This window comes from Nitrospinota bacterium, from assembly GCA_016235255.1.
Classification (GTDB): Bacteria; Nitrospinota_A; UBA7883; order UBA7883; family JACRLM01; genus JACRLM01.
Map to the genome: position 1 here is coordinate 1 of JACRLM010000077.1, position 21,540 is coordinate 21,540.

The following is a 21,540-nucleotide window of genomic DNA, read 5'->3' on the forward strand; positions in this document are numbered from 1 at the left end:
CAGGTTGAGGAAAGTGAGCGGTTATAAACACCTGCCAGAACTGCGTGAGATCATGAAACGGGCTCTGGCGGGGAAGATAATGGTGAAAGCGGCGTGACGGTCATGCCGGGAGTTTCAACTAAAAAAGGGATTGACTCTTTTGCCGCATCAAGGTTTGGCCAGACGGGAATCGAATTTGAACGGCTGAAGTTTCAGTATCGTGATCCTGGCGAAATCGGGATGCGCCGGATTTATAAGATAATTGAATTCTGTGGGAACCACCACTGACGGAACCCTGAGAATCAGGCTCCTACATCTTTTTATCCAGTCCGTCCCTATCGCTTGCAAACGTGGTGGTATGGGATCATGTTCGCGCCAATTCCCTGGAAGAGAACCGGCTTCGATCCGCTCGATTTCAATTTCCGGAACCTTGGCTGAACACGCCATGTACTTTATTTTGGACAGCCGCCTGCGGTCAGATGTGTGCGCCAGTATTTCGAGGACCGCCAATGAAAGGGTTGCGGAGGTGTATGCCACGGGATAGCCCGGGAAATTCCATCTTCCGCCTGTTAAATGAGCTCCATGACCGCTAAACGCGGCATCGGCGTATTTAGCTTTTTCAATGCGGTAGAGGATCATATCCGTCAGGCCCTTTGTTAAATTACGGGAGGATATCGTTTTTCAAAGGGATTTCTTTCACTATGAAAGACACAAATTTAAGATATTTTTTCCTATCGCGCCATGACGATGGGAGTAAAGTCATTTTAACTGGCCAAGTTGTTCAGCCGTAGATTCCGTGCTCTATTCTCATCAGCACATCCTCGACCTTCTTGGTTCCCAGCTCCGTGTCCAGAAGGTTCAAGGGTCTCTCCCAGCTTAGTGCAGGGTTTGGATCATGTAGCCATTCTATGGCGTTCTCACGATCCTCTAACACATCCTCGGCCAGTGCGATTATCCGTCCCAGCCGCGCGAGCCTGTCCGACTCACCAGGCGCAAAACGCTGTTTGCCAGACTTGCGGCGGTCTATCGTCCGTTTTGAAATGTCCAGCATACGGGCCATTGTGTACGTATCAAGGTTGAGCAGTTTTTGGATGTTCTCAAACGCCTTGAAAGGAAGTCCTTCTTTAACTTCGACAATGACCCTGTCAATCTCGGATCGAGGCTCGCCACCAGGACGCCCCTTGCCGCCAAGTGGGATTGCCAATATCCTGGCCATCCCGCCGCCCGGTGTTTTTGCGGCCGGTTTTTGGCGCCGCGCAGAACTTTTTTGGGTCAACATGCTGTATTCCAACCGTATTTCTACCTAGATACTACGCCATTTGGCGAAAATATCAAGCCGTTTGTCACCGTCACTCCCCTTCCTTCTTCTTCCTCCTGAATATCGTCCTGAACAGCGTCTTGGGCTCTTCCTTCTCCTCTTCCTCTTCGTACGTCACCATGATGTTTTCATCTTCCGCTTCCGCCGCTTTCACCTGGGTCACACGGGCGCTCTTGAACATCGTCTTGTCCGGCGGGGCCGGGGCCTGCCATTCCACCGCCGCCACGGCCAGCTTCCTTGATACTTCCGCGTCGTTGATATGGCCGAATCCCGCGCATCCCAATACGAACATCAGCCCGGCCGCCTCCGCCGGGCCGGACGCCGGTTTGCCCGCCTTGGTCAACGCCGCCACCACCTCGTTCTCAAACGGGGCGCGCCCTTCCGGCAACGCCGCGGAGTATGGCGCAAGCGGCACTAGGTACGTCTTGACGAACGGCTCCGCCCCTTCGTCCCAAGCGCCGGGCTTCTTTGCCTCCACTTCCCAGTCCAGCGTCCATCCTTTCACCATCCGGTCCGCCCCGCCGGAGACGATCATCCCCATGTCCCAGCTTGCCGACACGGAGTTCACCGCCGCCGAATGCCCTTCGAACACCCGCAGGACCTCGCCCGTGGCCGCATCCCAGAACCTTATCTTCCCATCGCCCCCGCCGGTCACAAAATGCCGGCCGTCCAGGCTTGGCGTTATGGAATTCACCGCCGCCCCTCGGCTTGCGTCATATTTGCGGATCAATTCGCCGGTCATGGCGTTCCACACCGTTATGTCGCCGTTGGCGGAGCCTGCGTAAACTTTGTCCCCGGTGAAACCGATCGCAACGCTCAATACCGCCGCCATCTGCCCGCCAAGCGCTTCTAAGCAATCGCCGGACACCGGGTCCCAAATCCTCACGCTTTTGTCGTCGCTTCCGGAGATTATCATCTGCCCGTCCTGGCTTATGGCCACGGCCCGCACGGCGGAACTGTGGCCGCCGAAAGTCCTGGCGCATGAGCCGGACGCAACACCCCAAAGTTTTATATCGCCGTCGCCTCCGCCCGTGACTGCAAATACTCCGTCGGAGCTTAATCTGGCGGAATAGACCGGCCCCTTGTGCCCTTTGAGAGTGCGCAGCGTTTCACCTTTTTCCACGTCCCATATCCGGCATGTCCAATCGCCCGAGCCGGATATGGCCCTCATGCCGTCATTGCCCAGCGCCACGCAGTTCACCCTGTCCGTATGCCCTTCAAGCGAACCGAGCAGAGAGCCGTTCTCCATTGACCAAAGCTTCACGCTCCTGTCCAGCCCGCCGGAGACCGCTATGCTCCCGTCGCGGCTTATGTCCACCGACGCCACGTCCGAAGCGTGATCTTCCATCACAAGGCTTTCCCATCCCCCCTTGAGGGCGGCGCGCGGCTGCTTTATATAAATGGAACGCCACAGCTCGCAAGCCTCCTTGCCCCGGCTGTATCCGGCCTGCGCCCGGGCCTGGCGGATCAATGCGGCGGAGTCGGGGAAATCCCCTTTCTCCATCGCCTTGCGCGCCTCGGCCACCTTCGTCTCGTATTCCACTCCGGCGGAAAGCACCGTTTCGCTTGCCTGCACCCGGCATAGCGCCATCGGGGCGAAATATGGCGCGGGGCTCTCCAGGCGCAAAAGCGACACCGCGCCGTTCCACGCGCCGCAAAGCGCCTGGGCGCCAGTCTGGCTGACGCTCACGGAATTGACCACCCCGCCGAATCCCTCGAACGTGCGGATCACCCGGCCTGTGCGCAGGTCCCACAGCCGCACCGTCCTGTCGTAACCGGACGAAACGGCCGTCCTGCCATTTGGCGATGGATTTACCGACGTGACCGAACCGGTATGCCCCGCCAGCGATTTTCTTTGGGAGCCTGATTCCAAATCCCACACGCGTATCACATTGTCCAGCCCGCAGGTGAACACAAGCTTGCCGTCATAACTTAGGGCCACCGGGCCGGCGTCCGCCTGCAATTCGCGCACTAGCTCTCCGGAGGCCGCGTCCCACACCTTCACGGTGTTGTCCATGCTTCCGCATACAGCAAGCTTGCCGTCGGCGGACAACGCGGAATATCCAGCGGCGCCTTCAATCTCCCGCAACAACCGGCCGGTTTTCGCGTCCCAAATCCGTAGCGTGTTGTCCCAGCCGGACGAAAGGGCCACAGAACCGTCTTTTGAAATGGTCGCCGACGTGACCCAGTCCGTGTGGCCGTCGAACGAGAGTTTCTTCTCGCCCGATTCCATATCCCACAGCGCCATCGTTCTATGCCCGGCGGCCAGAAATGTCCCGCCATCCTGTCCCAGCGACAGCGCGGTGATGGAGCTTTGCGCCGCGGGTATCTGTTTTATTTTTTCGAATTTGCCCAGGTCCCACACTGCTATCGTCTTGTCGTCCCCGGCTGTCACCGCTGTCTTGCCATCCAATGATATGGCAACCGCCGTCACGGCGCCTTCGTGCCCCGGCTGGGTCTTTGTTATCCCTCGCGCGTTGGGCGCTTTTTTTTCCGCCAACGCCAACGCGGCGTCTATCTGCCCTTTCCCCCCGTCCGGCTCCACCGCCTTTAACGCGGCCTGGGCGGCGGCAACGTCATCCCTTTCAAGATGCGTCAGCCCCAGAAGCCATCCGCATTCCCACTCGTCCCGGTGGGAACGCAGCGCTTCTTCCATATGTTTCACAAGCGCCGTGTCCGACAGCCGCCCCATGCGCCACATGACAACACCCCTGTTGAAAGTGGACTCCGGATGGTGGGGCTGGCTTTGTAGGGCGCCGTTCCAAAGCTCCTCCGCCTCTTTGAGCCTTCCAAGGTCGAGAAGCGACACAGCCCTGTTGTTCAGGCTGTCCGCCACAGACTTGCCGATTTTGGGGACCGGCCGGGGATATGGCGATCCAGTCTGCTTACGGTAAATCTCCCGCAACACGTCCGCCACGGCCATCATGTCCTCCGGCCTTTGGACTGGATCGTTTTTAAAGCACCACCTCAAAAGCTCCGCCAGTGAATCCGGCATCACAGGGGCGCCAGCGCGGCCTCCCCCTTTTAAAAACTCCTCAAGAGCCTCCCCTGCCACCACGCCGGACATCCATGTCACTTCGCCGGTGAATATCTCCAGCACGGAGGCGGCCCACGACCATATGTCCGTCTTGCGGGAAAGTGGGCTGCGTAGCGCCTGCTCCGGCGAACAGTACGCCGGTGTCATCCCGCTGGCTCCCACAAGTTCGCTCCCGCCCGCGTCAGAAGCGGCCCGGGCCCGGGCAAGGCCGAAGTCGGTCACCTTGGCAACGCCCATGGAGGTCATCATCACGTTGGCCGGCTTTATGTCCTGGTGCACAAGCCCCTGCTCGTGGGAGTGCGCCAGCCCCCAGGCGAATTGGATCGCCACGTCGAGTATATGCCCGATGTCCGAAAGCTTGCCGCCGCGGATCCAGTCCTGCATGCTGCCGCCGTCTATGAACTCCGCGAAGACCCGCGGGGAACCGCCAAGCCTGCGCACGTAATAGCAGCTGACCACGTTTGGATGCAGGCCGAGGTTGACCCACGTTTCCGCCTCCCGCTCGAAATTCTCCGCGCCGCCGGCTTTCAAAAGCTCCTGCTGGCGCGGGCATTTCACCGCCAGGTCCAGGTTCCATCCCAGATGGCGCACCTTGAACACCTTGCCCATCCCGCCTTCGCCCAAAAGCCCGCTGACTTCATATAGCCCCAGGATCACGTCCCCTGTCGCCCAATCGGCCGGAACAGACTCCTCGCCGCCGGCCACAGCCTCTCCGTCCTCGCCCATGAATGCAGTCACAGCGGGCGATTCATATGTCCCGAAATCGGCGATGGTCTCCCCCAGCCCCGCCCCGCCGTGAAAATCCCCGGCGAGGGTGATGGCAGGCCCCTCGTCATACTCCATCGTCCCTCCGGGGACGGTCTCCCCGCCATATGCCGCCGCCGCCAATGGCGAAGCTTCATCCTCGAACGCCACCGTGCCCCCGGGGCCGCCAGAGGTATCCTCGAATGCAACCGTGGCCGACGGCTGGTTTGCTGGTTCACTGAAAGCAACCGTGGCTGACGGTTGGCTCGCAGGTTCGCCAAAGGCCACGGTGGCCGATGGCTGCTCCGGTTGCGGCGCCGCATGGACCTGGGATTCTATCTTGAACTTTGCGCCGCATTTTTTGCACGTGGCGCTTTTGCCAACATGCGACGGATCCACGTGAGGGTATTTGGCGCCGCAAGAGGGGCATTTTATTTCCATAAATCCTCTTCCAGTCATATCCGCTTTATTTTTATTACCCGAGTCTTGTATTTCGTTTCAGTGCTGGACGCCTCGTCGTCCCAAACGTCCACCACGATCACGGTGATGTTGTCCGATCCACCGGCCGAATTGGCCGCCTTGACAAGGGCTCCGCACGCTTCGCTGGGGCCGCGGGCTCCGGAGAGTATCTTCCTGATTTCATCGTCCTCCACCAGCCCCGTAAGCCCGTCCGAGCATAAAAGCAGCCTGTCTCCATTCACCATCTCCAGAAACTTCGCGTCCGGCAGCGCCTCGCCGCGCATCCCCACATGGCGGGTTATCTGGCTCTTCGCCGGATGTTTTTTGATCTGCTCCTCGGATATCTCCCCGGAATCGAGCAATAGCTGCACCAGCGAGTGGTCCGTGGTCATCCTCACAAGTTTTTTGCTTCTGAAAAGGTATGCCCGGCTGTCGCCCATATGGGCGATGACCGTTCCGGCGCCCCGGAACAGGGCCATCACCACCGTGGAGCCCATGCCATATAACGCGGGGCGCTCCGAAGTTTCGTTGACGATCTGCTCGGAAAGCTCCACAATCGCCGCCTTGACCCGGTTTAGCGCCTCATCCCCCTTGAACGACGACAGCTTCGATGTCCATGATCCGACAAGCTGCGGCAGGGCATCCACCACTATCCTGGAGGCCACCTCCCCGGATGAGTGCCCACCCATCCCGTCGGCGACGATGAATACCCCATCCTTGCCGTCCATGAACAGGGAGTCTTCATTGGAGGAACGGACACGTCCCTTGTCCGTCACCCCGGCGAACGATTTGATCCGGATCAAACGGCCTCCTCGATGGCTTTTTTAAGCTGGACGGCCGATTTGAACGTCATGTCCGGCTGGTCTATCAAGGCCATGTCTATCACCTTTGCCAGCTTTTCCGGCACGTTGGGATTCCTGTCCCTTATCGGCACGGCCTTGTTCTGCAGCACTATCTGCCATGGATCCTTCCCCCTCGGAAAATCCCTGGGCACCGAGCCGGTCATCATGCTGTACAGCGTGGCGGCGATGGCCCACACGTCCACGTCGGGCTTTGCGTACTTGAAATTAATCACCTGCTGGCGCGGCATGAAAAGGGGGGTGCCCGCCGACGAGCCGGTCATCGTCTGGCCGCTCAGTCCAGCCAGGTCGAAAGCTTTGCCAAGCCCAACGTCCGCTATCTTGGCGGTGCGCTTGCCCCCCGCTCCGGAAAGAAAGATGTTGGCCGGTTTTATGTCCCGGTGGACAAGCCCCTTGGCCTGGCTTTCGGTACCGTCCGCAAGTTTAACGTTCACCGTGGCGTTGTGGATCGCGTCCAGCCCGTCGAGCGCCTGCAACGCTATCTCCACGGCCTCGTCCACGGGAAGCGTCCCTTTTCTCGATTTCATCAGCCCCTCCAGGGAGCCAAGATCGCAGAACTCCATGGTGAAATAAAAGACCCCGCCCGAATATCCGGTCTCCAGAAGCCGGACCACGTTTGGATGGTCCACCGCCCGGGCGTTTTCCACCTCGCGCAGAAACATGTCCTTGGAACGCTCGTCGGCCGCCACCTGGGGGAGCATCACCTTGAGCGCCACCTGGTGGTCGTCGCTTTCGCGCCGCGCCAGGTACACCGCCCCCATTCCGCCGCGCCCCAGCTCCTTGATTATCGAATAGCCTTTCACGCCTGCCACACCCTCGTCGCCGCCGTTCGCCTTTTCTATGAGCGCATGCACTATGTCCAGCGGGTCCTTCCGGCAGGCCATGCATATGTAAACTCCGTTGCGGTTGGCCGCCTCGTTTACCACGTCCCTGCCGCACTTGGCGCATTTCCTGGAAGTGATGGCGCCGGGCTTCGTGCTGTCTAGCATCCTCGTGGATCCCTGGCACGACGGGCAAAGGTACACCCCTTCGCCGGGGGAACACTCGCCCTCTATTTCCTCCGGGATTTCCTGGCCGCAGTGCTGGCACACGTGGGGAATCTTGACTTCGATCTTGAAAGTGGTCTCGCCGAGCTTTATCTCGTCCCCGTCCTTCAGGTCGTGCTCCGGGAAGGTTATGGACGATGTCTCCGCCGCGGACACTCCCGCCGGCCTCATGCCGATCTTTTTACCGTTGACGAAAGTGCCGTTGAGACTGCCAAAGTCCCGCACACGTATGTCCGGGGGATTAATGTCGAGCATGCAATGGTGGCGGGAGATGGTCTTGTGGGCGTCGTCGTCGGGGAGCCTCGGGTCGCAGTCGAAAGCGCGGCCGATAAGGCGCGTGGTCCTCTCGTCAAAAGAGAACTTAAGCCCCTCAAGCTTCCCTTTGATCACCGACAAGATTACCTTCGGCGGCATAAAGACCTCCGGTTAAAACCCAAAACCACCATAGCGCCCCAGGCGCTTTTCACAAGGTAATTATACGCGAAACGGAGGAAGGATATAGTTCATTTCACTGGATGGTAAATATCCCCGGTTCCTGGCATTTTTGGCTCAATTCCAGGCGAAACTTGACCGGGGCGCCGGACATTATTATCATCTGGAAAAAATGGAACTTGTTTTGATATAAAGGCATGAAGGTTTGCCGCCAGTAAAACTGGTCGGGGCGAGAGGATTTGAACCTCCGACCACCTGAACCCCATTCAGGTACGCTACCAGGCTGCGCCACGCCCCGATTTTCCAGAAACATCAATTCTACACGTTTCTCCGCCCGGCTTCAATCTCCCTTGCGAGCTTTTTGCCTAATGTTTCACGCCGTGCGTCGCGATCACGCGGAAAACCGTCATGAAAAGTATCTTTATATCGAGCAAAAGGGACATATTTTTCAAATAGTGCTCTTCCAGCGCCACCTTTTCGGGTATGGCCAGTTCGTCCCGCCCGTTCACCTGGGCCCATCCGGTGACGCCGGGGACAAGGTCGTTCACCCCCTTTTCTTCCCGCAGCGCCACCAGGTCGTTCTGGTTGAACAGCGCCGGGCGGGGGCCGACAAAGCTCATGTCTCCCTTCAATATGTTCCATAGCTGCGGAAGTTCGTCCAGGCTGGTCTTGCGAAGGAACGAGCCGATGGGGGTGAGAAACTGTGACGGATCGCTCATAAGGTGCGTGGCCACCTGCGGGGTCTTTATTTTCATGGTCCGCACCTTTATCATCCGGAAGGTCTTCTTCCCCCTGCCCACCCTTTTGGAATAATGGAAAACCGGGCCGGGGGATGTGACCTTCACGGCGGCGGCGACGGCGGCCATTACAAGCATGGAGGGAACGGCGAGCAACAGCGCCAACGCAACGTCGAATACCCGTTTCACCATACGTTCCGGACTTTCTCCCGTCTATAGTTGAAAAGCATCATACCAAATTATGAGTCTCTAGCAGGCCGGGCATGTTAGAAATAAGCCCGTATTTCCACGGTGAACGTGGATGGGGCGCCGCCATACTGGCTTTGCGCGCCGGTGACGGACGGCGGATCGCCCCGGGGTGACGAAAAACCAAGCGCCATCTCCATCTCGTCGGCGAGGGAATAAAGGAAGTATAAATAAGGGGCGTACGATCCATCGTCCAGGTTTATCACCGTCACCATCTCGCCCGTCAGCAACGGGGTGAATTCGTATCCGGCGCCAATGGCGGCGTAGTCTCTGGCCGGGTAATACTGGCCGGCCTGATAATCTTCCGCCGCTGTGGCGCCCGCGCCGTTGTGATAGTATTCAGCCCTCAAGGTAAGGCTGTTCTCGTATTTACGCTCCAGTTGAACGGCTATCTTCGCCGCTCCGGGCGCCCCATCTTCCGGATGGACGTAATGCCCCTCTCCCCTTATGCCCAGCTTCCCGATCTCCCCCTGGAACGATCCTCCGGTCACCACATCTCCATGGGCCCGTCCGGCCAGCGCCCCAATCTCCAGTCCGGCGGCTGATGTGGTCAATCGCGCCACATACGATGATTCGCCCCAGTCCACCCCATCGCCGTACCCGGAAGGGTCTGCGGGCTTTTTCTCGTAACCTAACGCGCTGGCTGCGGTGAACTGTGTCAGGTCGCCAAGCCGGGCCTCCACCCGCACGGCGTCCACGCCCGGTTTATACAGCCTGTAGAAAGTCGAAGCGGCGAACGGGGCGAAAAAATCGTTGGGGGTGAAATAATAGCAGGTGGCCATGCTGATTGGCTGGCGCCCGGCGATCACGTCCACCGGCCCGGCAGTGGCCCTCAGGTTGATCCTGTCCACATCCAAAAACGCCCGTGAGCCGCCATCGTTTCTCTCCGTCAGGTAAAGCGCCGGGCTTCGCATGACGCCGTAAGACGCTGCCCCGGCGGTCTGCGGAACGGTGGTGGAGACCAGCCGCTGCTCGGCGTGAAAATCCAGCTTGAGAAATTCACGGTACGTCCCTTCCAGCATCAGCCGGGCGGATATGTCCGTCCCATTATCTGTGGAGTGCGGATATATAAACGGCAAACCGGGATTGGAGCTAATAAAGACCGACTGATGGAACAGTATCCGCCCCTCCACATTCCCATCATCTGATTCAGACTTATAAAATGCGCCTGAAACGCCAGAGGACAAAACCAACGCCATTACGGCCAGCCATGAGGCCCTGATCATGGGCCGTCCGGGTTTGCGAACGTTTCCGATTCCACCTTGCCGTCCCGCATGACGATGATCCTGTGCGCCCTGTCCATGACCCGTTTATCATGGGTGGAAAAAAGGAAAGTGACGCCGTCCACATGGTTGAGCCGCTCCATAAGCTCCAATAGCGAATCGGTCGTGGCGGAGTCCACGTTGGCCGTCGGCTCGTCGGCCAGCACGATGGCCGGATCGTGGGCGATGGCCCGCGCTATGGCGACGCGCTGCTGCTGGCCGCCGGACATTTCGTCGGGCCGCCGGTTCTCAAGCCCGGCAAGCCCGACTTCATTCAGTATCGCCATCACCCGCTCACGCCGCTCCTTCTTCGGCCGGCCCTGAATGGAAAGCACGAACTCCGCGTTCTCATACGCCGTGAGCGTGGGGACCAGATTGTACGCCTGGAATATGAACCCTATCCTGTCGCGCCGCAGGTGGGACAGCTGTGAGCGGGACAACTCCGCCAGGTCTCTCCCCTCCAGCGACACCTTGCCGGACGTTGGTTTGTCCAGCGCGCCGATCATGTTAAGCGTGGTGGTCTTGCCGGAGCCGGACGGGCCGCAGATCACCGTGAACTCCCTCCGCTTGACCGTAAGGTCGAGCGATGACACCGCCGCCACTTCAATATGGCCGTGGGAATAGGTCTTTGTGACACCCTCCAGCTTCACAATCGGCCCGCTATCGTTCATTTTCTCACGCTCGAAAGCCAGCCGACGAACCCGCCAGCCATGACAAGTATTCCGGTGAATATAACAAGCTCCGCGCCGTCCGGCATGGACACTTCCAGAAAAGAGACCGCGGGATCGGCATTGTCATAATGGACTTTCACTTTTTTCCCTTCAGGATACCTTGCGGCGATTTTCCGCGCCTAGGCCTGGCTTAAGTGGCCCGAGTCCGTTTCGCCGAATGATATCGCATCGTTTTCATGTTTCGCCCCGCCTGCCTCGAATACGTATTTTATAACAGCTATGTGGGCCGGTGATTGCGCCGGAGCCTTTGCCGCCTCCACCCGGGAGACCGTCACAATGCCCTCGGCCACCGGCCATCCGCCGGCGTTCACCGCGCGAATCACACCGTAAAATCCATAAAATATCGTGGCCGCCCCACACACCGCCATCACCGGGAACAACTTTCTCATATTATCCCTGCGGCAGGTCAGTGCAGCCCGCCGCCCATATTCAGCCCGGCGACGCCGACTATTATCAACAGCAGCGACACGGCCTTAAGCCATGTCGCCGCCTCGCCGAACCATAATATTCCTATCATCGCGATGAGCGCGGTGCCGAGCCCGCTCCACACCGCGTATGCCACACCCACCTCCATTTTCTTCAACGTCATGGCAAGCGCGCCAAAGCTCAATCCGTAGAAAACGAACAAAAGGATGGAAGGAATGGGCTTCTGGAATCCGTCCGAAAGTTTCATGCAAGTCGTCCCGGACACTTCCATCAGAATCGCCACCACAAGGTAAATCCAGCTTGCCATGATTCAACTCCGTTATGTTCAGATAGTCTTCAAGCTCTCCACAGGGACCACCCTGCCCGCCTTCCACGCCGGGTACAGCCCCGCCGCCACCGCCAGGGAGAAAACGCCCGCCAGTATCCACATCACACTTTCCCGGTATAGCCGGAATTTCAGCACCGGATCTATCAGCACCCCGCTCACGTCCGTCCCCTCCTGCCAGTACCTGCTTAAGTCCAGCCCGACCTGGTGCATATACACGTACCACGGCGCCGTGACAATCACTCCCAGCGCAAGGCCGATAAGGCCCAGCCATATTGATTCGACCAGGACCATCATGAACAGCCGGGATGGGCGCATGCCGATGGCCAGCATCACGCCAAATTCGCGCTGCCGCTCCAGCACACCCATCATCATCGTGTTCAATATTCCCGCCGCTATCATTATCCCCACCAGGAACTGATAGAAATAGTTGAACGCCCTGTCCACCTCCACGTGCCCGGCAAGTTCCGCCTGCGTCTGGCTCCATGTCATGGACTCCACCCGCCGTCCGGCCAGAACGGCGGCTGCGGCGTCCCTTGCGATATTGGCGTCCCGGTAATCGTTTATGAACACGGACACGATCGTGGCCTCGTCCGGGGCGTATCCCAATGTCTGCCTGGCCGAATCTATGGGCAGCAGCACAGTGGCGCCGTCAACCTCGTCCACCCCTGTCTTGAACACGCCGGACACTCGGGCCATCTCGCTTACGATGTCCCCTTCGGCTGAAGTGGTGGTGTATATGAACTTCTTGCCGATCTTCAGGTTAAGCTTCTCCGCAAGCCTGGATCCGACGAGCGCCCCCCTGCCGGAAGTCCCGTCAAACACCGCTCCTTCCGTGACCGAGCTTAGAAACACGTTGGCGTCCGGCGTTTCCATGGCCGGGTCTATTCCAATGAACACTCCACCGGCGCTTTTTGACGCGCTGGCGAACATTGCCTGGCCGCTGATCCTGACGATGGCCTTTTCCACCCCCGGCTGGGCCAGAAGAAGATCGCGGATTTCACCCGCCGCGCCGATCCGTTTGGAAAGCGTGGGGCTGGCGTTGTATCCGGCCGGCTCTATGGTCACATGGCCAAAGCCCATCTTGGCGCTGGTGTTTATCATGTTTGTGTACGAATAATCCCCCATCGCCGTGAACGTCACGGACAAAAAGATGCCAAGCGCAATGCTAAGCGCCGTTATAAGTGTCCGGCGTTTGCGGCGCATAAGGTTGCGGGCGGCCATCCTGTTTATCATCCGTCACCTGTGATAGATGGCTTCCCTGGGATTGATCATGGCCGCTTTTATTCCCGGATATATCACCGCCAGCATCGCCACAAGAAAAAGGACAGCCAGCGGGAAAAGCACCGCCCCGGGGGTGACCCTTGCGTACCACACCGGATCCAGCGCCACTCCCCCCGCCGAAATGCCGGTGGAAACCCGTGAGAGGTCTATGCCATGCGATTGGGCGTACAGCGAAAGAGGCAATCCGGCCGCGCACGCCAGGACGCAGGCCACCGACGCCTCCAGCGCGGCCTCGGTGAGCACGATCCCCATAAGCCTCATTGGGGACAGCCCCACAGCCTTCATGACGCCGAACTCCGGTATCCTCTCGAACACGTTCATGAGCATTGCGTTGAGAGTCACCATCACGATGGCGGAATATGTTATCAGCAGCATCAGCGTGGTCATCACCTGGGTGATGTCGAGCATGCGCGCGATCACGGGGCGCATCTCCCTCCATGTCTTCGTCTCCAGCCCCGCCGCCGCCGCCCCAACCTGCGCCGCCGCCGTCTTCATGTCCGGGACCACGCCACGGCGGGACACGGCTATCTGGTGCGCACCATTGGGCATGACCATAACTTCGCGGAAGACCGGTTCGAGCATTATCACTCCGGCCCTGTCCGTCCCCTCCCCAACGAGTTTTAGCACTCCCCTGACAATGAAAATTTCATTGGCCGTGGAGCCGTCCATCGCCTGGCTGACTATCACGATTTCGCTCCCCGGCCCGGCGTTGAGGCTTTTCGCCAGTTTCTTTCCTATCACCACCCCTTTGAGGTCGCCTGGCGACAGCCAGCTCCCTTCCGATATGTGCCGTTGAAGCTGGGTGACGGACGCCTCGCGCTCAAAGTCCACCCCCTTCATCCACACGCCGCTGCTTGCCTGGCCCGCGGCCGCCAGGCCGAATCCATACAGCCTGGGCGCGGCGTTGTAGCCCATGGCGTCCAGTTTTTCAATCAGCGCGGCGGGATCCTTGACTGTATAGTAGATGTCCGGGTCCTCCCGGTATTTGGGCGAGTGTATCTGCATCTCGCCCGTCTCCATCTCCACCACGTTGCGCTCGATGGTCTCCACGATCCCGTCCACAAGGGTGGAGTACAGGATCATGATCCCGCCGGCAAGGGCCATGGCGCCCACCGTGGCGGCGGCGCGCAGCCTGTTGCGCCCCAGGTTCCTGAAAGCAAGCGTTGCCATGTTCATGGAGCCGTCACCTGCGAAGCTCGGAAATGGAAAAAAACGCGTCTCCAAGCGGCATGTCGAACTGCAGTTCCTCATAGAAAAGCTCAGTGTACTCGTCCGGTTTGCCGGACGGCGTCACCCTCTGGATGGCGGGCATCTTCCTCCCCCCGAACATCTTCACATCCGAAAACGTCATCCGCCGCACCGGCGCGCCGTCCTCATCGAAAAAATCCTCGCGCACGGGGATGTAATTCTCCCCGTCAATTTCCGTGAGGAGGACGATTTTCCCCCACACCACCGCGGCCTCCGGTTTTGGGATCAAGGTGAACTCCATCATCTCTTTCCCGTCGCGCCTGCCTTCAAAGGTGATCCTGGTCTCGTAGTCGTCGGTGAGCCTCGATTCTTTCACCAGGTCGTCATTTGTGAAATGGCTTCCCATCCATGACCCCATCATCATGCCGGATGTGAGCCTTATCGTCCTGTCGGTCTTCGGCAGGTAGGTGTATATCTCGGTACCGGACTTTAGCGTGGCGGTCCCTTTTTCCTTGATAGGGGAGATGATGCGCACCAGCGTTTTTTCCTTCCCCTTGGACCACGCCTCCATCCCGAGCGAGCGGGTGTAGTTGGCCGTCTTGACGCGCATCATAAGCTTCGCATGGGAGGACTTGCCGCGCCACATGTCGTCAATCTTCCGCAGTATCTCGTCCGCCCGGGAAGAGGAAGGGAAAGCCTCGGGCGCATGTCCGCATATTATCGCGGCGGCGAGGACAATAATCGCGGCGGACCATTTTGTCTTCATATGGTTCAATTATAGACCGCAACCTCGGCTCCGCGCCACGGTGAGAGGCGGCACGTCTGAAAAGGGGGGGGCGACCGGCGGAACCGCTATTTCCCGGCGGGCGCGGCCTGGTGTTCCCGGCGTATCTTGTTCTTTAGAGCTTCGATCTCTTTTTCAATCTCCTTGCATCTTCCGGCGAGGGATGGATTCGTGCATGCGCGGGTACGTTCGTGCAAAAGGTTGGTGAGACGGAGATTTTCGGCGGGCATGTCGTAAGCGTGCATGCCGGAATAAAACATGGCCGCCGCGATAATGGCCAGCAATATGACGGACGCGGCGAAAAGCGGGATGTAACTGTGGCGTTTGCCGATTTCCTCTTCCATCTGTTCAGCGGCCATGCGGCGGCCTCACTGTCCCTCTTTTTTCTTTTTGGCCTTCACGGCCCCGGCCTTGGACGCGGCTTCCTTCTTTTTAAGTACGATTTGCTCCCAATATAAGATTATCGGGCTGGCCACGTATATGGACGAGTATGTCCCCACCACTATGCCGACCATTAGCGCGAAGGCGAAATCGTGGATCACCTCCCCGCCAAGGAAAAACAGCGCCACCACCACCAGCATCGTGAAACCCGATGTAAGGATCGTGCGGGAGAGCGTCTGGTTCACCGAAAGGTTCAAAAGGGCCTCAATAGGCATCCCCCGCTTCAGCCGGAGGTTCTCCCTTATGCGGTCGAAGACCACGATAGTGTCGTTGAGTGAATAACCGATGATCGTGAGCACCGCCGCGAGCACCGTGAGCGTGAATTCCTTGTCCAGCACCGAGAAGGCGCCCAATATCACAAGCGGATCGTGGATCGTGGCGAGCACCGCCCCCACCGCGAAACGGAACTCGAACCGGAACGCAAGGTATATCAATATCCCGATCATCGAATAGAAGACCGCCAGCAGCGCCTTCCACCGCAGATCGCTCCCCACCTTGGGCCCCACCATTTCCACCCGTTCCACGCTGAACTTGGCGCCGAACTTTTGCCGCAGCGCCGTTTCCACTTTCTGCGCCTGAGTCTCTCCGCTTTTCGCCTCGTCAATCACCGGCACCCGGATCATCATCTCCTGGGCCGATCCGTACTCCTGGATGGAAAAATCGCCCATCTTGAGCGATCCCACCACGTCCCGCACCTGGGAGATCGGCGTGGCGTCCCTGAACTTCACCTGCACTATCGTGCCCCCCTTGAAGTCCACGCCGTAGTTCGGCCCCCCGTGGGCGGCCAGCGAGATGATCGAAATGGCGACCATCAGAAAAGAGACGCCAAAGGCGATCTTGCGCTTGCTGAGAAAATCTATGTTTGTTTCTTTTTTGAGGAATTGCATGGATGCCGTCAGATGTTAAGGTTCGCGAGCCTGCGCGACCCGAGATAGATCATGAATAATGTCCTGGACACGAACACCGCCGTGAACATGCTGGCGATAAGCCCGATGCTCAAGGTTATGGCAAAGCCTTTTATGGGGCCGGTGCCGAACTGGAACAGGACTATCGCCCCCACGATGGTGGTGACGTGTGTGTCCAGAATGGTCAGAAAAGCGCGGGAGAACCCTATTTCCACCGCGGCCCGCACTGTCTTGCCCATGTTCAGCTCCTCCCTTATCCGCTCGAACACCAGCACGTTTGCGTCCACCGCTATGCCGATGGTGAGTATTATGCCGGCGATGCCGGGCAGGGTGAGAGTGGAGCCGAAGTAGGCCATGGCCCCCATCAGGATTATTATGTTGAACACCAGCGCCACGTCCGCGATCAGCCCGCCGATCCTGTAATACACCAGCATGAACACAACGACCAGCGCGCCACCAACAAGGGCCGAAAGGACCCCCTGACGGATGGAGTCCGCGCCAAGGGACGGCCCAACGGACCGCTCTTCCAGCTTTATCAGCGGAGCGGGAAGCGCCCCGGCCCGCAGCACTATCGCCAGGTCCTTCGCCTCTTCATAGCTGAAGCTCCCCTCGATCATCGCAGTGCCGCCGGTAATGGCCTCCCGGATCACAGGGGCGGAATAAACGTTGCCGTCCAGAACGATTGCCATGCGCTTGCCCACGCTGGCCGTGGTAAGGTCGCCGAACACGCGGGCGCCTTCCCTGTTAAAGTCTATGGAAACGTACGGCATGCTAAGGTCGCTCACCCGGACCTGCGCGTTGGACAACAGCGCCCCGGTCATCTCCACCTTCTTATATATAAGGAAAGGTATCTTGTCCGTGGGCTTTTTGGTGATCGGGTCCACCTTGCGCTCATAAAGCAGGTCCGAATCGGACGGCACCCCTTTTTGCTCGGCCTCTATCGGCGAAAACTGCTCGTTGACCATCCGGAACTCCAACCGGGCCGTCTTGCCGATAAGGTTTATGGCCCTTTCCCTGTCCTGCACGCCGGGGAGTTGGATAAGTATCCTGTTGTCCCCTTCCCTCTGTATGGTCGGCTCGGCCACGCCGAACTGGTCCACCCTGTTGCGAAGGGTCTCCAGCGCCTGCTCTATCGCGTTGTTAAAAACGCTTTTGCGCCATGTGGCGGTGTATGCGACGGTCAACCTGGACTTGTCCGCGGAACGCCCGATGATCTCAAAGTTGCCATAGGTGTCGGAAACCGCCTTCTCCACCTCCACCGATTGGGCGGCGTTGGCCAGCGAAATGGTCACTGTTTCATTTTCCCTGGCCACGGACGTGAGGACTACCCCCTTGGATTCCAGGAATTTGCGAAGCCCGTCCGCCTCGCCGTCAAGCGATGAAGCCACCGCCTTGTCCGCGTCCACCTCGAACACAAGGTGCATCCCACCCTGCAGGTCCAGCCCCAGGTTTATCTTCTTGTCCAGCGGCAGGGCGAAAAACATGGAGACGGCCACTACGGCGAAAGTGAGCAGAAGCCTCCACCCAATGGTCCTATTCATCGTCTTTCCCCGGAGCGGAGCCTTCCTTGAGCCGTTCGAGGATGGCGCTCTTCTGCATCTTCACCTTCACCCCTTCGGCGATCTCAACGGTGATTATTTCGTCCTTCACCTTGGCCACCACTCCGTAAATGCCGCTGTCGGTCAAAACGGAGTCCCCCTTTTTTATCGCTTCCTGGAGGGTCTTCACTTCCTTGTTGCGCTTTAACTGCGGCCGGATGAGCATGAAATAGAAAATGGCGAAAAGAGCGCCATAGAACAGCATCATTATGATTGCGTGCCCTTCCTGGGGCGCCCCTTCGGGCGCGGGAGCCATCGCCGTCACCGTCCGCGCTATATGATAATAAATCATGGATTTTCCAATCAGATAAAAGGGAAATATTAATTCAAACCTGCCCGGATTGCAAGCTTCGTTGCATCGCGGGGCCGCTGTTGATAGACTGGCCGCAATCTGGCTCTCGGTTTTAAGGGAAGTTGAAAATAAAGGGATTCATCGCTATCGTCCTCGCCTGCGCCGTGGCGGCCGCCTTGCCGGGCCACGCTTTGGCGGGCGCGTCCATTCCCGCCGGCATGGTCGAGCCGGGATGGGAGGACCACTTCCGCTCCGCCATATTCAAGATCGCGGAAACGGACTTTGAGGACGGGCTGAAAATGCTGGACGCCTACATCGCCAAATTCCCGCGCAAACCCGAAGGTTACTTTTTCTACGCCGCCGGGGTGCAGGAGAAAATACAAAAACTCAACAATCTGGCGGACCTTGAACGGTTCAAAAAATACGCAGGCGAATGCCGGAAAATCTGCAAGGACAACCTTGCCAAAAAACCGGGGGACACGGTCTCCCGGATGTACCTTGGCGCCGTGAACGGCTACGCAGGGCTGCTCGAAGCGCGCCAGCGCAACCTTTTCCGGGCGTTCATGGACGCTGTGGAGGCCAAGGGGGACCTGGAGCGGGCCATGGCCGAGCGGCCGGACCTGGCGGACGTGCAGTTCGGCCTTGGCATGGTCTATTATTTCGCCAGCCGCAAAGGCGCCGAAGAGGGGGGCGCCGTGGCGTGGGTGATAACAAAGTTTATAACCCAAGGCCGCGACATGCGCAAAGAGGCGCTGGAGATGATCCGCCGCCCCGTCGAGGCGGGGACCCTTTCGGAAGATTACGCCCGCGCGGCGCTGATGTGGATAAGCCTTTACGAGAAGAAATATGACAGGGCACGGGAACTGGCCGAATACATATCGAAAAAGTTCACCCGGGACGCGGGCTCGCGCTGGGTGAAAGGGAGGCTGGCCTATCTGAATGGCGACTACGCCGAGGCCCGCCGGATGTTTTCAGAGTCGCAGGAAATATTGCGCAAACGCGGCGTGGCCATGTCCCGGTACAAGGACCTGGAGATCGCGATCAAATTCACCGAGATGCGCCAGAGCATGGACCGGCGCCAATGGGACGGGGCGGAGGATATCCGGCGTGCGATAGACGACTGGCTTTCCGGCGAACCGAAAATCTCAATGGAATATCAGGACGAGAAGAATCTATTGGGCTACTGGCGCTCTGAGGCCGATAACGCGAGGAAAAGCATGACATTCGTGACGGGAGGAAAGTAAGGCTGATTATTTTTCAAGAAACTCAGACAATATTTTTAATAGCTGAACTTCCGATTTGTAGTTTGGTTTCAAGCGTTGCGCCCAATGCCTGCCCGGGTGCAAAACATCCCATGGAGATTTTTGCTGGTTGTATCTTCCCTTGCCCGGGTCATGATTTCCAAATCCATCGATAATTTTATTCCAAACCGGCGAGTAGTGCTCTATAAGGAGGGACTCACCTAAAGGAATCCAAATATCGTCAACGACCAAATAGCGGCAAAGAAAATCTTCGATTCGCAAGTTTGACGCGCTTTTAATTGATTCGGCGTGCTCGCACAATCGTTTATAAAGAACCGCTCCGGCGGGTTGGTCAAAGCCGATACCGCCTTTTCTAGCTCCCGCGGGGACAGCCTTGCCAATGTAAATTGGACACTCGTATTTATCTTTACGGTTTTTCCCGGAAATCTGTTTATAAGCGGGATAATCGCCGATGTAATAAATAACGTAAATGCCGGCTCCGTCAAACGATTCAACAGGAGGAAGAGGTTCCACATCGCGCAACAAAAGCGCCTCGGCCACGCTGTTCCCCAGGTTCCGCTTGTCAAGTGGATTGAATGGCTGGCCGATAACCAAGGTTTATCTCCGGCTTTTCCGTAATTTACCGGCTATGGCGACGGCGATTTTTTCCGCCATCATGACAGGGACCGCGTTGCCCAACTGCCGCATTGATTCAGACCACGATCCGCTAATTACATAGTCATCAGGAAATGTTTGCAAACGAGCGGCTTCACGGATGGTAAAATACCTGACGCCTCCGTCCGGGTACAACAGCATGTTTTCGCCTCCGGGAACGCCGTGACCTCCGGCTTTGAGCGTTTTGGCCGGTTCATCCAAAGGACTGCCGGTGTGGCCAGGGTAAATCCTGGCACCAGCGTTGAATCCGTGATTTGCGATTCGCGCCGGATTGTTTCCAAAGCGAGGATCCGGCAGATCGGAAATCGCGTCGCGGACGGTTCTCCAAGCGTTCCATTGAGGCTTGGTCCAACCGAAATCAGCATATTTCGCGCTGTCCAACTCGCGCCGACCCCACCTTGGCTTTTTGGAAGCGGATATCTTGTGCCTATCCCAATATTCTCCTGTTTTATGCTGCTCCCACAACAATGATTCCCTTGAATGCGTCGGGTGCGGGAACGACCATTCAATGCCGGTATCGGCCCGGAAGCCAACAATAAAAACCCGTTCCCTTCTTTGGGGCACGCCATAATCGGCCGCGTTGAGAAGCCGGAAAACGATGTTATATGAAAGACCGCCGCTCGAACCTTTTGTGCGGGTACGCTCCAGCCTCGCCAAATGCTCCTGCCATGACTCCTTTTGCGCCCGCATAATATCGGGGTAAGAAAGCTGAAGAATAATGTATTCAAAATACGTGGCGAAAGATTTCCTCAACAGTCCTTTCACGTTTTCAACAAGTATGGCGCGCGGGCGCAGTTCACGAACCGCCCTTATGAATTGAGGGAACATATCGCGTCCGTCCATGTTCCCCTTGTGCTTTCCGCCAAGGGAAAAAGGCTGGCATGGCGGGCCTCCGGCCAATAAGGCCACATCATTTTTTATAGCGTTATAATTAAAAAGCGAAACGTCACCCCGGTGAAGAGGCCATCCGCTCACATGAGGCGAGCCAAGCGATTGATTGGCGCTTATTGTTCCGCAAGCGTGCTCGTCGCGCTCGATTATGGCCGAGTGTTTGAATCCGGCTTGGGCGATACCCATCGCCAATCCCCCTGCGCCGGAGAACAATTCAACTGAATTCACCGTTTAGCGTCCAAGAAAATCACGTATCTTTGATTCAAGTTTCGCCGCATCGGCTGTTTGACATTCCCAGATTATAAGGTATTTCCATCCCATTTTACTTAATTTGCGATAGTTTGATGAATCCCTTTTTCTGTTTCCCTCAAGCTTTTTCCGCCAAAACACCCTGTTGGATTTCGGCGGTCTGACATCCGGGCAACCTTTGTGAAAATGCCAAAAACATCCGTTCACGAAAACAACTTTCTCCCTTGGCCTGAAAACCAAATCGGGTCTGCCGGGTAAATCTTTGGCGTGCAGGCGGTAACGATACCCCATTCTAAAAATGATTTTTCTAACTATTAGCTCGGGTCTTGTGTTGATGGAACGTACTTTCCCCATTAGTTCGCTCCGTTGAGCGGGCGTTATAATGTCCAT

The 21,540-nt window shown here is 57.9% G+C and carries 22 protein-coding genes and 1 tRNA gene; 1 reads left to right on the forward strand and 22 read right to left on the reverse strand.

Features of this window, described 5'->3' with window-relative positions; genetic code table 11:
• Positions 1-147 precede the first annotated feature (147 nt).
• The 19 genes from HZB29_10215 to yajC all read right to left on the reverse strand — a co-directional run bounded on the left by HZB29_10215 (position 148) and on the right by yajC (position 18,094).
• On the reverse strand, positions 148-618 hold the full coding sequence (locus HZB29_10215; GenBank protein ID MBI5815966.1) for an RES family NAD+ phosphorylase: 471 nt from the start codon (positions 616-618) through the stop codon (positions 148-150).
• Positions 619-760: 142 nt separating this feature from the next.
• Positions 761-1,183: a DUF2384 domain-containing protein gene (locus tag HZB29_10220; protein MBI5815967.1), complete on the reverse strand. Its 423-nt coding sequence runs from the start codon at positions 1,181-1,183 to the stop codon at positions 761-763.
• A 145-nt stretch (positions 1,184-1,328) separates the two neighbouring features.
• Positions 1,329-5,519, reverse strand: a complete 4,191-nt coding sequence (locus tag HZB29_10225; protein MBI5815968.1) for a protein kinase — start codon at positions 5,517-5,519, stop codon at positions 1,329-1,331.
• 14 nt (positions 5,520-5,533) lie between these two features.
• The gene (locus tag HZB29_10230) at positions 5,534-6,340 is read right to left on the reverse strand and encodes a Stp1/IreP family PP2C-type Ser/Thr phosphatase (protein ID MBI5815969.1); all 807 of its coding nucleotides are present in this window, start codon (positions 6,338-6,340) and stop codon (positions 5,534-5,536) included.
• On the reverse strand, positions 6,337-7,857 hold the full coding sequence (locus HZB29_10235; protein MBI5815970.1) for a protein kinase: 1,521 nt from the start codon (positions 7,855-7,857) through the stop codon (positions 6,337-6,339). Before HZB29_10235 ends, HZB29_10230 begins: the two co-directional genes overlap by 4 nt.
• A 239-nt stretch (positions 7,858-8,096) precedes the next feature.
• Positions 8,097-8,173, reverse strand: a tRNA-Pro gene (locus HZB29_10240).
• A gap of 67 nt (positions 8,174-8,240) precedes the next feature.
• A complete protein-coding gene (locus tag HZB29_10245; GenBank protein MBI5815971.1) occupies positions 8,241-8,801 on the reverse strand; it encodes a sugar transferase in 561 nt (186 codons plus the stop codon).
• Between the two features lie 77 nt (positions 8,802-8,878).
• A complete protein-coding gene (locus tag HZB29_10250) occupies positions 8,879-10,084 on the reverse strand; it encodes a hypothetical protein (GenBank protein ID MBI5815972.1) in 1,206 nt (401 codons plus the stop codon).
• Complete coding sequence (locus HZB29_10255; protein ID MBI5815973.1) at positions 10,081-10,791, reverse strand: ABC transporter ATP-binding protein; 711 nt, start codon at positions 10,789-10,791, stop codon at positions 10,081-10,083. The genes HZB29_10250 and HZB29_10255 overlap by 4 nt, the downstream gene beginning before the upstream one ends.
• Entirely contained in the window at positions 10,788-10,931 is a 144-nt protein-coding gene (locus HZB29_10260) for a hypothetical protein (protein MBI5815974.1), read from the reverse strand. Before HZB29_10260 ends, HZB29_10255 begins: the two co-directional genes overlap by 4 nt.
• Positions 10,932-10,970: 39 nt before the next feature.
• A complete protein-coding gene (locus HZB29_10265; protein MBI5815975.1) occupies positions 10,971-11,240 on the reverse strand; it encodes a hypothetical protein in 270 nt (89 codons plus the stop codon).
• 17 nt (positions 11,241-11,257) lie between these two features.
• Complete coding sequence (locus HZB29_10270; protein ID MBI5815976.1) at positions 11,258-11,584, reverse strand: multidrug efflux SMR transporter; 327 nt, start codon at positions 11,582-11,584, stop codon at positions 11,258-11,260.
• Positions 11,585-11,602: 18 nt separating this feature from the next.
• Complete coding sequence (locus HZB29_10275) at positions 11,603-12,838, reverse strand: ABC transporter permease (GenBank protein ID MBI5815977.1); 1,236 nt, start codon at positions 12,836-12,838, stop codon at positions 11,603-11,605.
• A 3-nt stretch (positions 12,839-12,841) separates the two neighbouring features.
• On the reverse strand, positions 12,842-14,062 hold the full coding sequence (locus tag HZB29_10280; GenBank protein ID MBI5815978.1) for an FtsX-like permease family protein: 1,221 nt from the start codon (positions 14,060-14,062) through the stop codon (positions 12,842-12,844).
• Positions 14,063-14,069: 7 nt separating this feature from the next.
• Positions 14,070-14,840 carry an outer membrane lipoprotein-sorting protein gene (locus tag HZB29_10285; GenBank protein MBI5815979.1) on the reverse strand — a complete coding sequence of 257 codons (771 nt, stop codon included), beginning with the start codon at positions 14,838-14,840 and terminating at the stop codon, positions 14,070-14,072.
• A gap of 86 nt (positions 14,841-14,926) precedes the next feature.
• Positions 14,927-15,217: a hypothetical protein gene (locus HZB29_10290; protein MBI5815980.1), complete on the reverse strand. Its 291-nt coding sequence runs from the start codon at positions 15,215-15,217 to the stop codon at positions 14,927-14,929.
• Positions 15,218-15,226: 9 nt separating this feature from the next.
• Positions 15,227-16,186 (reverse strand): protein translocase subunit SecF, encoded by a 960-nt coding sequence (gene secF, locus HZB29_10295; GenBank protein ID MBI5815981.1) that lies wholly within the window; start codon positions 16,184-16,186, stop codon positions 15,227-15,229.
• Positions 16,187-16,194: 8 nt separating this feature from the next.
• On the reverse strand, positions 16,195-17,745 hold the full coding sequence (gene secD, locus HZB29_10300; protein MBI5815982.1) for a protein translocase subunit SecD: 1,551 nt from the start codon (positions 17,743-17,745) through the stop codon (positions 16,195-16,197).
• Positions 17,738-18,094, reverse strand: a complete 357-nt coding sequence (yajC, locus tag HZB29_10305; protein ID MBI5815983.1) for a preprotein translocase subunit YajC — start codon at positions 18,092-18,094, stop codon at positions 17,738-17,740. The genes secD and yajC overlap by 8 nt, the downstream gene beginning before the upstream one ends.
• A 122-nt stretch (positions 18,095-18,216) precedes the next feature.
• Between yajC and HZB29_10310 the strand changes: the two genes are divergently transcribed.
• The gene (locus HZB29_10310) at positions 18,217-19,338 is read left to right on the forward strand and encodes a tetratricopeptide repeat protein (GenBank protein MBI5815984.1); all 1,122 of its coding nucleotides are present in this window, start codon (positions 18,217-18,219) and stop codon (positions 19,336-19,338) included.
• Between the two features lie 6 nt (positions 19,339-19,344).
• Here the strand turns inward: HZB29_10310 and HZB29_10315 are convergent, their stop codons facing one another.
• Genes HZB29_10315 through vsr form a run of 3 tightly spaced genes read right to left on the reverse strand, consistent with a single transcriptional unit; the run spans position 19,345 to position 21,540 of the window.
• A complete protein-coding gene (locus tag HZB29_10315) occupies positions 19,345-19,950 on the reverse strand; it encodes an Eco29kI family restriction endonuclease (GenBank protein ID MBI5815985.1) in 606 nt (201 codons plus the stop codon).
• Between the two features lie 3 nt (positions 19,951-19,953).
• Complete coding sequence (locus HZB29_10320; GenBank protein MBI5815986.1) at positions 19,954-21,129, reverse strand: DNA cytosine methyltransferase; 1,176 nt, start codon at positions 21,127-21,129, stop codon at positions 19,954-19,956.
• Between the two features lie 3 nt (positions 21,130-21,132).
• Positions 21,133-21,540, reverse strand: a complete 408-nt coding sequence (vsr, locus tag HZB29_10325) for a DNA mismatch endonuclease Vsr (GenBank protein ID MBI5815987.1) — start codon at positions 21,538-21,540, stop codon at positions 21,133-21,135.

Excerpts from the sequence above, each read along its gene's own strand:
- HZB29_10225 (MBI5815968.1), bottom strand. The coding sequence starts at position 5,519 with ATGGAAATAAAATGCCCCTCTTGCGGCGCCAAATACCCTCACGTGGAT.
- HZB29_10265 (MBI5815975.1), bottom strand. The coding sequence starts at position 11,240 with ATGAGAAAGTTGTTCCCGGTGATGGCGGTGTGTGGGGCGGCCACGATA.
- yajC (MBI5815983.1), bottom strand. The coding sequence starts at position 18,094 with ATGATTTATTATCATATAGCGCGGACGGTGACGGCGATGGCTCCCGCG.
- HZB29_10275 (MBI5815977.1), bottom strand. The coding sequence starts at position 12,838 with ATGATAAACAGGATGGCCGCCCGCAACCTTATGCGCCGCAAACGCCGG.
- HZB29_10250 (MBI5815972.1), bottom strand. The coding sequence starts at position 10,084 with ATGATCAGGGCCTCATGGCTGGCCGTAATGGCGTTGGTTTTGTCCTCT.
- secD (MBI5815982.1), bottom strand. The coding sequence starts at position 17,745 with ATGAATAGGACCATTGGGTGGAGGCTTCTGCTCACTTTCGCCGTAGTG.
- HZB29_10270 (MBI5815976.1), bottom strand. The coding sequence starts at position 11,584 with ATGGCAAGCTGGATTTACCTTGTGGTGGCGATTCTGATGGAAGTGTCC.
- HZB29_10280 (MBI5815978.1), bottom strand. The coding sequence starts at position 14,062 with ATGAACATGGCAACGCTTGCTTTCAGGAACCTGGGGCGCAACAGGCTG.
- HZB29_10285 (MBI5815979.1), bottom strand. The coding sequence starts at position 14,840 with ATGAAGACAAAATGGTCCGCCGCGATTATTGTCCTCGCCGCCGCGATA.
- HZB29_10255 (MBI5815973.1), bottom strand. The coding sequence starts at position 10,791 with ATGAACGATAGCGGGCCGATTGTGAAGCTGGAGGGTGTCACAAAGACC.
- HZB29_10215 (MBI5815966.1), bottom strand. The coding sequence starts at position 618 with ATGATCCTCTACCGCATTGAAAAAGCTAAATACGCCGATGCCGCGTTT.
- secF (MBI5815981.1), bottom strand. The coding sequence starts at position 16,186 with ATGCAATTCCTCAAAAAAGAAACAAACATAGATTTTCTCAGCAAGCGC.
- HZB29_10235 (MBI5815970.1), bottom strand. The coding sequence starts at position 7,857 with ATGCCGCCGAAGGTAATCTTGTCGGTGATCAAAGGGAAGCTTGAGGGG.
- HZB29_10290 (MBI5815980.1), bottom strand. The coding sequence starts at position 15,217 with ATGGCCGCTGAACAGATGGAAGAGGAAATCGGCAAACGCCACAGTTAC.
- vsr (MBI5815987.1), bottom strand. The coding sequence starts at position 21,540 with ATGGACATTATAACGCCCGCTCAACGGAGCGAACTAATGGGGAAAGTA.